Annotated in this window: 9 protein-coding genes; all 9 read right to left on the bottom strand. The window is 37.6% G+C overall.

Translation table 11 applies throughout. The features are described 5' to 3' along the window. Positions 1 to 69: 69 nt before the first annotated feature. Positions 70 to 801: a response regulator FsrA gene (gene fsrA, locus AB3I34_RS03745; protein ID WP_075582712.1), complete on the bottom strand. Its 732-nt coding sequence runs from the start codon at positions 799 to 801 to the stop codon at positions 70 to 72. Between the two features lie 418 nt (positions 802 to 1,219). Then, on the bottom strand, positions 1,220 to 3,187 hold the full coding sequence (locus AB3I34_RS03750; protein WP_010712560.1) for an amidase domain-containing protein: 1,968 nt from the start codon (positions 3,185 to 3,187) through the stop codon (positions 1,220 to 1,222). 81 nt (positions 3,188 to 3,268) lie between these two features. Next, positions 3,269 to 8,896 (bottom strand): TIM-barrel domain-containing protein, encoded by a 5,628-nt coding sequence (locus tag AB3I34_RS03755; RefSeq protein WP_368027830.1) that lies wholly within the window; start codon positions 8,894 to 8,896, stop codon positions 3,269 to 3,271. Between the two features lie 502 nt (positions 8,897 to 9,398). Beyond that, positions 9,399 to 9,794, bottom strand: coding sequence for a hypothetical protein (locus AB3I34_RS03760; RefSeq protein ID WP_002361986.1), 396 nt, complete (start codon positions 9,792 to 9,794; stop codon positions 9,399 to 9,401). 47 nt (positions 9,795 to 9,841) lie between these two features. Further along, the gene (gene adhP / locus AB3I34_RS03765) at positions 9,842 to 10,858 is read right to left on the bottom strand and encodes an alcohol dehydrogenase AdhP (protein ID WP_368027831.1); all 1,017 of its coding nucleotides are present in this window, start codon (positions 10,856 to 10,858) and stop codon (positions 9,842 to 9,844) included. A 208-nt stretch (positions 10,859 to 11,066) separates the two neighbouring features. Beyond that, entirely contained in the window at positions 11,067 to 12,047 is a 981-nt protein-coding gene (locus AB3I34_RS03770; protein ID WP_025189397.1) for a DUF916 and DUF3324 domain-containing protein, read from the bottom strand. A gap of 98 nt (positions 12,048 to 12,145) precedes the next feature. Beyond that, complete coding sequence (locus tag AB3I34_RS03775) at positions 12,146 to 12,697, bottom strand: hypothetical protein (protein ID WP_002357217.1); 552 nt, start codon at positions 12,695 to 12,697, stop codon at positions 12,146 to 12,148. Continuing rightward, positions 12,690 to 13,049, bottom strand: coding sequence for a hypothetical protein (locus AB3I34_RS03780; RefSeq protein WP_002397402.1), 360 nt, complete (start codon positions 13,047 to 13,049; stop codon positions 12,690 to 12,692). The genes AB3I34_RS03775 and AB3I34_RS03780 overlap by 8 nt, the downstream gene beginning before the upstream one ends. Further along, entirely contained in the window at positions 13,025 to 15,685 is a 2,661-nt protein-coding gene (locus tag AB3I34_RS03785) for a bacterial Ig-like domain-containing protein (RefSeq protein WP_075582713.1), read from the bottom strand. Before AB3I34_RS03785 ends, AB3I34_RS03780 begins: the two co-directional genes overlap by 25 nt. Positions 15,686 to 15,738 lie beyond the last annotated feature (53 nt).

The following is a 15,738-nucleotide window of genomic DNA, read 5'->3' on the forward strand; positions in this document are numbered from 1 at the left end:
ATTGCACTAAATTATAACGAATATAGCGACTAATAGATAGATAATTCCTTAATTGGTCATTATCCCTCCCTAAGTAAGAAACAGCGCCTTGACCTGAGTATAATATCTTCTTGAGACTGGTACTTCCGTTCCGTCTCTCATAGTTAAAAGATGCGTTTTATAATTTAATTTTGACGCATATTTTTTATTGATGATGATTGATTGATGGACTCTAATCAAATCTGGATGCAGTTGTTCAATTTTTGATAACGTTCCATAAAATTCTCTTTTAAAATTTTTACCAACCATTGATACACGATGATCATATTCCGTTTGAAAGAAATAAATATCATTAATATCCATTTTTATAGAAGACGCTTTTAAGTTAATGATAATATATTCACTTTTTGTCTTTATATCTTCTTTTTGTTGAATATATGCATCGACACATGTTTCGACCTCTTTTTGGAAATCTAGAAAATCCACGTTCTTTTGAATAAATTGAAGAGCTGAAACCATATATTTGTAGGAAGTTAAAACTAATTCTGTGTGAGTAGAAATAAATACAATCAGACTTTCACTGTCTGTTTTTCTGATTTCTTTAGCAACCTCAAATCCTGCCTGGATATGATTGTTCATTTGAATATCTAGGAAAAAGATATTTAGTTGGGCGTCCTGGTGTGCCACTTGTAATAATTCATCTGAACGTGAAAATAAATGGATTGTTTCATTATAAATATTTCTTGAATGTAGGATATTTGTTACCAATGCTTCTAACGCTTTTGCTTGAATAATTTGGTCTTCTAATATATAAATAGCCATTTGTTCACTCATCCCTTTCTCAAGAAGATATAAAATTACACAACAAAAGACAAATGATTATAATGTTCAATCAATTTATACACCAATAAAAGAGATAAAAAATTGATTGTCTGTTAGTATATTCACATAAATTTAGTATAGCGATTTCAGTAGTTTCCTGCAAACAAAAACATAAAATAACAAAGCATCAAGAAAGAGTACTTTGGACTATTCATCTTTTACTAACGAATCATGAGGACGATTGTCTCTTCGTTGATGAAAAACAAAGAATCAACCGCCAAACTGTTCTTGTCATTTTATACATGACAAAATCAATTCATTGGTCGATTCTGGTTAATTTAATTTGTTAGTTCACACATGGATCATTGTGCTAACTTTTTACTTAAACATCCACACTTCTTCCTGTTGAATGAGTGGATTAAGCGCCAATGTAGGTCACGCCACTACTATAAGCAATTACATTAGGCAAGACACGATATGAAATCGTTTGATCATTGATGACATTGCTTTCAGAAATAATGATTCCATCAGAAGTGACCGCTTCAACAAAAGCAACATGTCCATATTGATTATCTGCGCCGGCAACTCCTGGTTGGAAACTAATCGCACGACCAGCTTTAGGCAATGAACTAACTTGATAGCCTAATGCACGTCCTTTTCTTCCCCAGTCACTGCCATTTCCCATAAATTCATCCACAGAAGTGCCCAACTGTTTGAAACGATTATAGACATACCACGTACACTGGCCCACGGGATAGCTACCACTTCGATTGTAATTGATCCCATCATAGACTGGAAAATGCATTTGTTGCTGTTCCGCTTCCGACAGCTCATTTTTAGATTGGATAATCAAACCGTCCACTGTTTTTGGTAAATCAAATTGGGTTAAGTTATAAACCGCAATTAACGAATTTAATTTATTATCGTATTGCTTGTCTGTTGCATATTTACCTGTTAAAAAACGCGTTGCTTGAAGGTAATTTTTGGCTTCCGAACGCCACGCTGGTTTATAAAAATCTTGATTTCCGTCAATCCCTTGTCGGAGTAATTGAACATAATCTTGCAGTGAGTCATTATAGCCACCGTAATCGCGAAACCCAGCGGAAATTGTATAAAGTTGGCCCCTCTGATCAGCCTCTTTTGTTGAAAAGCTAACACTATTTCCTTGGAACGAACCTTTCACGCCAAAGAGATTATAATAAGGTTTTTGGGCTAGTTGACTTTCACCAGAGCCACTTTCTAAAATAGCTTGAGCTATCATCACTGATGCAAAAACATCATATTTTTCGCCAAGTTCTCTGGCTGTCTCACCAATTTTTTTAATAAACGCTGTGGTTTGTTCTGACTTCTGCATTTCAAATGACGCACCATATGTTGCTAAAACTTCTTTGCCATACTCCGTTAATGTGAACTCCTTAAAAGGATTAGTCACTACCAAGCGTTTTTCCTCTTTTGAGTCTGGTTGTTGTTTGGCAGTATAGATATTCTCTAACTGAGCGATTACTTCTGGTTTCTCTTTAGAATCCGATTCCGCTGCGGCAATTAAATATTTTCCTTGGCCAAGATAAACACCATTTTGAAGCGTTTTTCCTTCAGCTGTTTGCCAAAAAATCAGATCACCAGGTTCTGCCTCCTCTATAGAACGAACTTTACCAAATGTCATTTGTTCTTGCGGCGTACTGCCAATGTCTATTTTAAATAATTGTTGGTAAATTTTTTGGGCAAGGAAACTACTGGTTAATGCTTGCTCCGTCAAGTTAAATTCTTTTTTTGTTTTCCCAACGTGTCTTAATGCTTCAGCCACCACAACTGCCCGTTTCTGTTCGCCAAAAGACGACAACAGTGGAAGTTCGTAGCCTTTTAAATTTGAAGAAGCGATTTCATCTACTTTGAGGGACGGATTTAACGATACAGCCTGATTTTCTTCAACAACGTTATTGGTGGCTTCAGGAACTTGAATAGGTTCTTCAGGTTCTTGCTTGGTCACAGGAACTTGTGGTGGTTGCGATTGTTCAACAGGCTGCGTGATTTCTGATGATACCGTCGGCTCTGTAGGTTCTTTTTTTGTTTCAGAACTAGTATTTGTGGTTGTCGTTTCTGTCGTTGAATGACTCGTTGATTCGGTAGTCGTATCGGTAGAACTACTTGATTCAGATGACGAACTACTAGTGGACGTTGTCGATGTAGCAACAGTTGTTTCGGTTGTTTCGGTTGTTTCAATTACTTTTTCTTCCGAAGTAATTGTCGTTTCCGAGGACAGAGCTGTTTGTAGCGAGCTACTTGGTAATTCTGCAGCCAACGTAACAACTGGAGCGACTTCCAAACTCAGAAGAACGAGAATACTTGTTAAAACAAGTAGTTGATTCTTGATTTTCTTTCTTTTCATTCGTAAAAATCCTCTCCTATTACTTACTTGCGGATTTGCACACTGTTTTTGTACAAATGCGCCTTGTAAGTTAATGATACGCTAATTTTGGTCTTTTTTATTTTTGAAGAATAATTTTCCTAAACCAATACTTACTATCAATAGAAAACCACTGATTGACCAGATTGGCGAAACAACTTCATTTGCTTTTGGCAAAGTTCCAGAAGTGTTGGTTTTCGTTGTCGTTCCACCTGCTGCTGTGCCCTTTCCTGGGCTGGTTGCACCACCAGTCCCGCTAACCGTGCCATGATTTCCATTGTTACCTGTAGAGTTGCTACTGATTGGCTCTTCTGCCATTGCTTCAATGGCTTGTGCTAAAACAATTAAACATTTGTCCACAGCTTCTTGCGTCGCATTTGGGTCCTCAACAAGTGCTTTTGCTTGTTTAATTGCTTCAGCTAAAGCTTCTTGTGATGCTTTTGTAAATTGTTTTCCTGCTTTAGGTTTCAAAGTTTCTGCTTTTTGAAGCAGTTCTTTCAACTTTGTTTTATCCGTTTGAAGGACTTGTTCCTCTAAACTATCCAAAGCAGTTTTTACATTTTTTTCAGCAGTATCAATTTGTTCTTGCCGAGCATTTTTATCAGCTAAAATGCCTTCTGCTTGTTCAATTGCTTCAGTTAAACGCGCTTTAGACTCGCTGGTAAATTCTTTTCCAGCAGATGGTTTGATTGCTTTTGCTTTGGCTATCATTGCCTCTAAGGCTTTTTTATCTGTAACTAACGCTTCTTCTTGTAACCCTTCGATGGCGCTAGTTAATTCAGCAACCGCTTCATCAATCATTTTTTGATTAGCTGCTGGGTTTTCCAATGTGTTTTTAGCTGCTAAAAGCGCTTTTTGTAAATCTTGTAACGAGGAGGCAGTAAATTGGTGCCCTTCACTTGGAGTAACTTGCTGCGCTCGTTTGACAACTTCTTGTAATTGGTCTTTATTTACAAGGGGTACTTCTTTTAATTGAGCCATTGCAGTTTCCAATGCGTTTAGAGCCTCTGAGACTTCTTCTTTTGTCGCCGTTTCTTTCGCTACGATTGCTTCAGCCGCTTGAATTGCTTCTTGCAATTGTTTTTCTGTTTCTTTTGTAAATTGGTATCCTTCTTCCGGCTTTTTTCCTTGGGCTTGAGCGATTCGTTCTTTTAAAGCTTCCTTATTAACGGCGACGGGTTGTTCTTTTAATTGTGCAATTGCTTCACGCAATGTTTTAGTCGCTTGGTCTATTTCTTCTTGGGTAACTTTTTCTTGAGCAAATACTTTTTGAGCTGCTGCTAATGACTCTTCGAGAACTTTTTTAGTTTCTTCGGTGAATTCTTGCCCATCACTTGGTTTTTTCGCCAGCCCCTCTTGAATTGCTTTTTCTAAATCAGCTTTATTCGCTACATTAGGCATTTTTTCCAACTGTTCTACAGCCTTTTCTAGATTTTCCACAGCAGCAGAAACGTCTGTCTGTGTGGCTTGTTCATTGGCTAGAACAACTACTGCCTCATCTAAGACTGGTTTAAAAATTGCCCAAGTTTCAGGCGTATATTCTTTTTCGACACGTGCTTGATTTAGCGTAATTAGCGCTTGTAATAACTCTTTATCTACTAGCTCTGTGGGATTCACTGTTACAGAAAAATCTGAAAGTGTGGCTTGTTGGAATCCTTGGCCCACTAATAAGCCTTGACTCATATCAAATTGTAATGGCTGCTCAACAGTTGTCGCACGTTTTACGCGAGTTGTTTCTTTTACTTTAACTTTAAAGGTAACTAAGTCCATTGAACCATTTAACAATTGTTTATTTCCTTGATTACTAAGAACTAAATATAGATTCTCCACATCATTTGAATGTTTCCGATATTTAGAATAATTTTCCATTTGTTTTGTATTATTCGTGGTTGCAGGCTGACCGACAAGTTCAAATTTGCTAGAATCAAAGGACATTTTTGTGCTTAACGCATTAATGTTTTTTAAGTCTTGACCTTTAAGTGTAAAGGTTAATGTATCGCCAGGAAGATAGGTATCCTTGCCATTTTCATTAACCACAGCAAGGGATAAACCGCCCGCAATTTCTTCGACATCAGTTATCTCAATCCCACCATCTAATTGTCGTAAAACATAACTGATATCATAAGCATCAATTACCCCATTTTTATTTAAATCGCCTTTTTCAACATAGCCATTAAAGTCACTGTCCACCGATTCTAAGCCTGTATAGTTTCGATAACTCATTGCATCATTTTCATCAATCGTTCCATCGTTAGTAATGTCTCCATGTAAGATTCCTTCTGTTCCTGGTTGTTTGTAAAAGAGCATCTCACGACCAGAGCCAAAATTACCCACCGATTTTAATACCTTCATTTCAACAAAACGATACGCTTGGTCCTTCGTTTCAATGGTTTTTGTCAAAGCATCTTGCTTCCAGTTAATAGGTTCTGAAAACTCTGTCCAATTAGCTCCATCTTTCGACGTCCGATACTGGAGCTGCAAAATATTTCCGTTGCCGGCATTGTCTCTTGGCAAGTATTCAATTTTATCCATTTGATACTCCGCACCAAGATCAAATTTTAAAGACAAGAAATTTCCATCACTTGGATTAGCGATGCCGGTTGACCAGTTCGTATGCCAACCTGTACTCAAATCTTTATCTGTTAATTTCTTCAATTCTGCGCCTGGTTGTTCTGGTAAATTACTTGTTGCTTTGACTTGATTAATTGTTTCTTTATAGGGATCATCTTGTGTTTTTCCTTTAATCGGTTCACTCCATTCAGAGACCCCGTTTTTTCCAACAGCTCGAACTCGAAAAGTATGTTCGCTTAGGAAGGAAAATCCATCAAATGTTGCTGTATTCGTTTGAATATTTCCGAAAACAGTCCCGTCACGCTCTACTTCATAGCTTGTTGCCTCAGTTACTTGATCCCATTGAAGAGACAAAGAAGATGGTGTTGTTTTTTCTTCATTGATTGCGACATTTGCCGGAATAGTTAACTGGTCATCGACCGTTGTATTTCCTCCGTCAACCGTTCCTTTATTAATGAAACCTTTGACAGTTATTTGAACATCTTTGGCGGTCACAGATTGTTTCGCTAGTTTTACTGATAACGCTGATTGGTTCAGTTTTTCTCCTGAAGCTTCAGAAAGATACTGATTCACTTGGAATTCTTTATCAAAATAATATAGATTTGTGCCAGCTAAAAATTCTTCTTTATTAGCTGCTTGTTTCAAGGTTACTTCTGTTCCCCCCACCATTGCTGTTACGCTTTCGGGCGCTTCTGAAGCTAGCAAATCAAGCGTGGTGCTTCGTTCATCAACAAAGCCTTTGTAACTTCCTTTTGTCGGTTCGATAGTAACGGTCAGATCCCCTTTTTCGTTTGATTTAGGGCCTTGACTATTTATTTTAGTCGTAGCTGATTGCCCAGCTTCATAACTAGTTGAAATTCCGTCATCTTCATACATATTAAAAGAAGTGGCGCCATTTGGATAAATCAAGAAAGATCGTTGATCCCGTTGGATTTCCTTTGGATTGTTGTTTGGATTCGTCATTGGGATAATACTGCCATCTTTGACGAAAACAGGCACCTTCCACAGCGGTGTTTTTACTCCATTTAAGACACGGCCACCTTGATATTTTTCGCCTGTAAATAAGTCAACCCAGATTTGTTTTTCATCTGGTAAATAGATTCCATCACGGATTGAATTTCCTGCCTCATCTTGATTGCCATTATAAATTGGGGCAACGAGTAAATTGGGTCCCCACATATATTGGTATTGAGAATCTTTTGTATATGCTGTTCCTTCATTAGGAAATTCTAAAGCCATGGCCCGTACCATTGGTAGTCCATCAACTGATTCCTTGGCAATACTGTAGTTATAAGGCATCATCATTGATTTTAATTTTAGATACGCTCGGTTCAAATCTGTGGCTTCTTGATCAAAAGCAAATGGCGTTTTCGGATTGGAGCCCCAGCCGTCCATATTTAGCTGTACTGGTGTAAAAGTTTTCCATTGGAAATCACGTATGTTGACCTCTTTATTTTTTCCACCAAAAATTCCATCCATATCTGAACCAACATTTGGTTGGCCAGACAACGAAGTCCCGATATATGTTGGGATATGGAAGCGAATATATTCCCATTGACCACCCGTTTGATCGCCTGTCCAGATACCAGCGTGCCGTTGGGTTCCGGCCCAACCATCTAATGAGACAATCATCGGACGAACTGCGCCGTCTGTTTCTTTTACAAAAACATTCGCGGCATCTTCTACACCATTTAAGCCAAAGGAATACCCATACCCGACCCACGCCACGTCAGTTTTGAGAGCTTTAACACCAGCGACACTAACTTCTTTCGCAATATCCCGTTCTCCTTTTTTAGGATTTTTAGGATCCGCTGGATGGAGATTAGATTGAGTCCAGAGCCCCACTTCAACACCATTGGCTTGAGCATACTCTGTAAATTCTTTTAAGTTTTGTACATCGCCGTCCAATGAATCTGTTTGGCCATAGCCAGCACCGTAGCCGTCATTTGGCAAGAACCACCCTAACGGCATATCGTTTTTCTTATATCGATCAATAACTGCGCGTGCAGAAAATTGATAATTCTCTTTTTCTCCATTTAAAGATTCTAACGTGCCATTTAAGTTTCCTAAATCGCCTGGTTGGTATTCTTTGTAAAAATTACCATCTTCAAACTTAACTGCTCCCGCGGTTCCTTCTGCTACTTTCACCCAATAGTCCCGATTATACGCGTTTAAATGTGCTTCATAGAACCCGTATTCTGGCATCAAAGCTGGTTTCCCGGTTAATTCATAGTAATCTTTTAAAATACCTGCTGAGGAATCATTAAAGAAATAAAAAGTATCAAAATCTGTTCCTTCATGCGTTGTTGTGGTTGTTTGTGGATCATGACTTCCAAAATCATAGTTGCCAGGTTTCCATGTATTTCGAACAACGCCATACCCTGCAGTTGACCAATAAAATGGGTTAGGCGATGCTACTCCGCCATCTACCCAATTGTTCGTATTGACAATCTGGATAGCTGTTCCTTTATGCGTAAATCGACCATTTTGAGTTCCTCCGCCAAAATAATTTTCTTGACTACTTTGTTTTAACGTTTGTGTAGCTTTATCATTTTTAAAGGATAGCGGAGCGGTTTCTTCTAAAATGACTTGATTCTTTTTCTTGTCTAGAACCTTCATTAAAGCGCTTTCTTTTTCGAATATAATTTTTAAACCATTATTTTCTAGAATAAATTGGTTTCCTGAATCTGTGACGTTCGTTTGCTCAAAGGCTTGTGTGCCATAGTCGGCCATTGTTTTAGCCGTAATTTTCGCAACATGCTTTGGATCATTTGGCGTTGGATATTCTTCAAATTTTCCAGTTGGATCTAGATGATAGCGAAAAAGATGGTCGTTTAAAATACTAATTTGTGCTTTTTTTCCAGAAGCATACGTAATGACAAAGTTTTTCTCCGCTTTTTCAATCGCCACAATTGCTCCGACTGACGTTGCTGAATCAGCTACGTCTTCTTTTGCTGTTTGCTCTTGCGCATCAACCACTTGAGAATCCATCGTAACAAACGAATGGAACGCCAATACAGACGAACTCACTAATAAAAATGTCAACCAGTACTTTTTACCGTAAATTTTTTTACCCTGATACTCTTTGTTCATTTTTTCCTCCTTAAAATTGCTCCCCATAGAATAGTTCCGACACAATTACTCACAAAATCCAAAACCCAACAAAGTTTTATCCAGATGAAAAGTCATAACGATTTTCTTAGTTTACTGAGACTGTTAGAAAGTCAGTTTCAGTAAACCCTTCATAAACACATCCTTTCAATAAATTATTAAATGAAAACAATCCATTTTCATCTTATATAAAAATTTTAGTACAGAATCACAATTTCCTGATGAATGCGTTTTCATTTATTGACTACCAATTTTTCACTTTTTTAATAACATAATTATCGTATGATGGTTTTTTTGTGTTTGTCAACGGTTAATTATAGCAGCCACCATTAACAAGTATTAACCCTTGATAAACCTGTTAATTCACTTATAATGATGATTTTATTGTGAAAATATCTACATCAGAAAAAGAAAGACTTTTTCAAAAATCTAATACCTGTTACTCAAATTTAGTCTATTTAAAAATAATCAACACCCTCCTGCTCAGCAAGAGGGTGTTTAATAATTGTTTTTAGTGATTGATTTGACTTGCTGGTGTGAAAAGCAAACTAATGATGATGCCAACTATCAGTACCGCTAGCAATATAAAAATTAACTTTCCAAACCGGTGATAGGGATTGATCGAAAGCCCAATCCCATAAACTTTCGGAACCCACAAAGGAGGCGTTGGATTATCTTTTTGATCTTTATAGGCTATCTTTAAAATCTGCCACGCAAAATACAACAATGGTAAAACCATAATTACCCCAACTATACCTAGCCATTTTGCTAATAAATCACTGGTATGCAAAAGACTGATTGTCAGAATTGGTACAAACAAAAGAATAAAGCTAATTGTGGCTCCCACTTGTGCTTGCTTAAGCAGTCGTCTCTCACGGAGAGTAAGATTCGCAAACATTCCATCCACCCTTTCATGGTTTTCAGATTAAATCAACGAATCGCTAAAAAACTGAATTAACTGCGAAAATCAATGACCATTCGCCCGCGAATTTTTCCTTGTTCCATTTCTTCAAAAATAGCATTAATTTCTTCTGGTTGGCGTGCTTGACAAACAGGAACAACTTTTCCTTCTGCACCGAATTGGAAAGCTTCTCTTAAATCTTGACGGGTTCCAACTAACGATCCGACTACGTGAATGCCATCAAGAACAAGACGTGGAATAGATAAATCCATTGTCTCAACAGGCAATCCAACGGCGACAACCGTTCCTCCCGCACGGACTGCATCTACTGCGCCATTAAATGCTGATTTAGCTACCGCAGTGACTACTGCTGCATGGACACCACCAATTTCTTTTTGAAGTTGTGCAGCAAAATCAGGATCTTTAACTGGATTAATTAAAAGATCAGCACCCATTTCTTTCGCAAAAACTAACTGATCATCATTCACATCAACAGCTACTACTTTGGCATTAAAGACATGCTTGGCATATTGTAAAGCTAGATTACCTAGACCACCTAATCCTGAAATCATTAGCCATTGACCTGGACGAATCCCAGATTCTTTTATCGCTTTGTAGGTTGTTACCCCTGCACAAGTAATAGAGGAAGCTGGCTCTGATGCTAAATTTTCTGGCACTTTCACTGCATAACCGTCTGTGACGATGCATTCTTCGGCCATGGCACCATCAACTGTATATCCAGCATTTTTTACTGAACGACAAAGCGTTTCTCGACCAGAAGTACAATATTCACAATGCCCGCAGCCTTCATAAAACCATGCAACAGATGCACGATCACCAATTTTTAAACTAGTAACGTCTTTTCCAACCTCCGTCACAATCCCAATTCCTTCATGTCCTAAGGTACAACAGCTAACATCGCCAAAATCTGCATTCTTAACGTGTAAATCCGTATGACAGACACCACAGACTTCCATTTTCAACCGCGCTTCATTATCTTTCAATGGACGCGATTCTTTTTCAACAATTTTTGTTGTTTTTCCTTTTGCTGCGACAATTGCTTTATACATGGTTCTTTCCTCCTTGTTTCTATTGTGAATCATTGAACAACAATAGTATAATACTACTTTCCAAAATAAGGAACACCAATGATTTGCGTAAATTAACGCTAATTTGACAGTTTATCCTTGCTAGACAGCTATTCTTCCCTTATCTCATAGATAATTCATACTGGCATGATTTTTTCTGCATAATTGTCAACTATTTTAAAGGCAGGTTTTACAACCTCATTTTTCCCTTCTTTTTTCCCAAGATATAGCAGACGGTACCTAAAATAACTAGAATTAAAAAGGCCATGAGGTACTTAAGCCAGTGAAGGTTTTTGGCTTTATGATCAACAGAACGCTTATTATACTGATTAGCTTGCTTCTTGTTTATCGTGAAATCTTTTGAGAACGTCCAGCTCCCCTCATGGTTTTTCAACTTAATGGTATAGGTATAGTCTCCAGGTTTAAACGAATCTTTCAGTAAAATAGGCAGGTCAAACCTTGTGTTTGGTGCAAAACTCAGATTATTTTTCTTTTCGTGAATGATCGTTTTGTTTGTTCCTTTTTCTTTAACAAAAAAATCTCCTTCGACTTTTGACAATAACTTCCGCTGTGGATTTTTAATTTCCATCGAAACAGTATTGTGGCGGTTAATTTGCCCAATTTTAACAGAACCACTTTCCAATTTTGCAGGTATGGTCTCTGCTGTTTCATTCACCCGAATAGCAATCGTATGCATATAAACATTTTGAATCCCACCCTTGCTTTGGTCCCCAGCTATCTCTACAGGTCGAATCGTCACTCCACCTAATAAAATTCCTGAGAATAACTTTTCTGGCATCGTTATTTGAAAATCAATCGTTTGTGATTGTTTACCAGGAACACTAATGTCCTTCCTATTGGGACTAATCAAATCACTAAGTACCAAACTCATCGATGGATCTTTTTCAAAGCTACTTTTTGTATAGTCAACTATCCCATTACTATTTGTTGTTGCTGTATTTACCTGAACTTTAAATTTTTGAGGGTTCGGCGTAGTATTGGTTATCGTTAATTTGAATGTATCTTTTTGTTTCGGAGTTAATGTCATATCAAAAAAATTACTGGTTTTGTTATTTTGAGTTGCTCCGAAAACGGGTGTGACTGTATACGCATTCGCATTGTCAATTGTTGCTGAACTATTGGTATTAGACGGATCTGCCCAGGCACGCATCGCTCCACCTAAACAGAGAATAGTCAATATAAAAAGTATCTTTAAAATTCTTTTCAATTTATCTGCCTCGTTTTCTTACATCGTTTTATGTTAAATTCTTAGGCGGGTGCTCCATCGATGGCATTCCAGACGATGGTCCCAGAGTAGGTATTTGCAGCAATACTTTTAGGTATATTTAACGTTGCATTTAAATCGGCTGTCGTGACAGTGTCTGATAAACGGATATCACTTTTATCTAGCGAAATAATGGTTGAAGCATCTGTGGTTAAATCAACGCCCGTAAAGGTACCTTTTTCAGAAGATCCGTCAGGTTTTTTAGTGTCTAAATGAAGTGTCATTCCGTCTAAGCCGGTGACACCTTTTCCTTTATCTTCTAAATTCGCTGTCAGATACCAACCTGTATTCGTTGTCCCACGATTATCATTAATGATAAGTTGCGACTTGCTTTGATCTGGTTGCGTATGATCTTGGCCGTCTTTTGTCACCGTCCCAAAGTTAATTTGTGCTAATGGTGTAATGGTTAATCCGCCACCTAAAACCGACACATTCGCTGTGGTATTGGTATTATCAGCCGCATTTACAGTTTGTTGACCAATTAAAAAAATCCCCGTTCCTAAAGTGACAGTTAAACCAATTATTTTTTTATTCATTATTTTTCCTCTTTTCTTTATAAAGTCCGACGATTAATGTACTTCCGAGTACCACGATCCCTAAAATCGTCTCTTGAGACGTAATCTCGTTTGTTTTTGGTAAAAAATTAGGTTGTCCTCGTGAAGTTGGCATATCGTTAGTTTGAGGTATAAGCTCATTGGGATGTGGAACAATATCCTCACTCTCTTTCACTATTACCATGACTTTTGTGCCAGCTTGTGCGTCAGTTGTCTTGTCTTCAGCTTGTGCTTGAATTGGCAAACCGAGAATAAAGGCAACAAACAATAAATCATAGATAAACCATTTCACAGCTATTCCCTCTTCCCTTACGGTGTTGCTTCTAAGTTCCAAATTAACTGAGCTTCATATTTATCAGCAGGTGTGACTTTTGAAATAGTTAATGTGGGCAATAATTGTAATTTCGTCAAAACTTTTTTATTTTTGATAGATTGGTTACTTACGCCAGCTACTAATTGTTGCTCATCGTTAACCATGATATTTTGCTCAGTTGTTACATAATCGACTGACTTTGGATTTAGCGTGAGATCAAGCCCTGCGTCTTTCCACGCTTGTGTTTTCTGATCATTTAAATTATAGGCTACTTCAAGCTGCCAGCCAGTTGTCCGATTAGGATCCCCCGTATCTTCAATGTTCATCTCACAACTTTTTAATGTCTGTGTTTGATCTTGGCCATTAAATTTTACGTTCTCAAAAGGCATTAGTTGTTCAGATAAGTGATAAAAGTCTAGACGATTAGAGTAATAGTAGGTCCAATCAACAGTAATACTTTTACTAAAACCTACTATTTTAGAGATATCATAAGTAATTCTATAGATGCCCGCTACTTCATCGTTTACCTGCTTAGGCGTATAGCGAATCGTTATCTTGCTATAAGGAATAGACTGCCCATCATTATCTGTTGCACTATCAAAAAGACGCTTTGGATCGAAGGGCGTTCCCACAGAAAAGCTGCCGTTATGTGCACCAATATGAGCTGAAGAGGGAATGACTTCTAGTGTAGTCTGCGCCTCTAATCCTAGGTATATATAATCAATTTCATATTTACCAACCACTTTTGTATCCACCGTATCTACTGGAACCTTTTGCTCTCCGTCCATTTTATATATAGTGACACTTACGTCTCGAAAATCACCTTTTTTACCGTCTGGTGTTTGTAGGCTAGTCACTTCACTTTCTGGTTGCCATTGAGTATATTGATAAATCGTATCTTGAGATTTAACTTTAATTTGCGCTTGATCAATGTGTACAGCTAAACTTTTCTCATTTGAGTAGCTTTTAGATGTATCATCAACATCAAGAATTCTAAACGTTAATGTGTAATCTCCTGAAGTTGGTAAAGCATCTGCTAAACAGTTAAAACTAACGCAATCATCTGTGACTGGTAAATTTTTTAAATCTTGCTCCCCAATTTTATGAAAATCAGTTTGAGCAGCACCTGAAATTTTTTCTTCAATCTGAACTTTTCTAGTTGTCAGAGCCTTAACGGTTAGTTCTACTGGTATCTTTTGTTGCGGGTGAAATGTTGTTTGACCTTTAACAAAAGCTGCCTTTTCTAAACTTGGCACTTGGTATGGATCTATTGTGACGCGCATATATGTTTTATCTGTGGGCTCTGAAGAATCCGTTCCTGGCGGATTGACTAACGGCAGCCCACAACCATCTTTGCCACTAAACAAATAAGTTGTTAACCCGTTTTGTTGTTGTGAAGAGACATTCACATTGGCCTTAGGATCAACTGTGTGAGTATGAAAATTAACTACGCGCGCAAACCGTTGAGCAACATACCCATCTGTCCAATTAAGCGGATTGTCTTGTCTTTGGTTCATCGTAAACTTTGGTGATAAAAAATCCCCTGGTAACATCGTTTTGCTTTCAGGTATTTCAGGATATTTAGAGGCATCTTGGGTATTGTAATTGGATAATGGATTGTCTTTATCACCGCTGTCCCATGGCGAGATATAAGAAGACCAAGTAGCCACTTTCCCAGTGATTCCAGTGATAATTTGATGATTCAAATTATTTGGATCTTGCTTTGCTGCTGCAGCTAAACTTGTCGCACGTAACCACATGTCCGGACTAAGCAATATCCAATTATGATTAACCGTATTCGTTGTATCTGATTCGTAAGTTCGACCAAAAAAATCTGCCGACAACGAAAATTGATCACTTTCAGTGCCATCCGACAAAACATTTGATACTGGTAAGCGATGTTTCGTTAAATTTTTATTGAGGGAATAATCCTTTGAATCGCCATCCTTCATTAAAGTAGCTACATCTAAATCAAAATGAAGTTCAAATTTTATGGCCGATTTGTCAGGTTCATGTCGCCAAATTTCATAAAGTTTAGTAAAAGAAAAATTAATAGTGTCCCCCCGTTCACAAAACATCACCTGATGCTCAGTATCAATTCCGCTATAATCTTGATCAGGATCACCCCATCCCGGTGAACCATCTTCTGAAGAACCGTTAAACGTCCGCATTCCTTTTGTGTTAACAATTGGTATTTGTGTGTTTTTTTGTCCACTAATTGAATAAAAATTTTCTGGATTATCCGCAAAAGCCTTGTCATAAGCCGCTTTAAAATTATCTGCACTTATATTTTCTGGCAAATGAAACATCAGTCCATATTGCATTCCTACAGTACCAAAAGAAAGAAACTTCAATGCTTCTGTATGAGAAGTGTCCACTGTTCCGTATAATTTTACGTGTAATTTTCCTCCAAATGATCCATCAGGACCACCACCACCGTCATGGCTTATCTCCATTCCATAAGGTAAATCAGTTCTCAAATCAATGGCTATCCCTCCCGCTTGATAGAGCGAAGCTGCCTCGCATTCTTGAAAATGCACGCTCAAAAAACAAGAAATCGATACCAATAGTAGACAAGAGTAAAAGAAATAAGCAATGCTTTTTTTTCTTTTGTAGGTTGGCATTTTCATTTTTAATTGTTCGTTGATTTTTTTCATTGCTTACTCACCTTGACCTTTTTTGGAATTAGAAACTAAATAATAATTATTCT

It is taken from the genome of Enterococcus sp. C102(2024) (assembly GCF_040888205.1).
GTDB classification, from domain to species: domain Bacteria; phylum Bacillota; class Bacilli; order Lactobacillales; family Enterococcaceae; genus Enterococcus; species Enterococcus faecalis.

Excerpts from the sequence above, each read along its gene's own strand:
- fsrA (WP_075582712.1), bottom strand. The coding sequence starts at position 801 with ATGGCTATTTATATATTAGAAGACCAAATTATTCAAGCAAAAGCGTTA.
- AB3I34_RS03750 (WP_010712560.1), bottom strand. The coding sequence starts at position 3,187 with ATGAAAAGAAAGAAAATCAAGAATCAACTACTTGTTTTAACAAGTATT.
- AB3I34_RS03755 (WP_368027830.1), bottom strand. The coding sequence starts at position 8,896 with ATGGGGAGCAATTTTAAGGAGGAAAAAATGAACAAAGAGTATCAGGGT.
- adhP (WP_368027831.1), bottom strand. The coding sequence starts at position 10,858 with ATGTATAAAGCAATTGTCGCAGCAAAAGGAAAAACAACAAAAATTGTT.
- AB3I34_RS03770 (WP_025189397.1), bottom strand. The coding sequence starts at position 12,047 with ATGCGTGCCTGGGCAGATCCGTCTAATACCAATAGTTCAGCAACAATT.
- AB3I34_RS03775 (WP_002357217.1), bottom strand. The coding sequence starts at position 12,697 with ATGAATAAAAAAATAATTGGTTTAACTGTCACTTTAGGAACGGGGATT.
- AB3I34_RS03785 (WP_075582713.1), bottom strand. The coding sequence starts at position 15,685 with ATGAAAAAAATCAACGAACAATTAAAAATGAAAATGCCAACCTACAAA.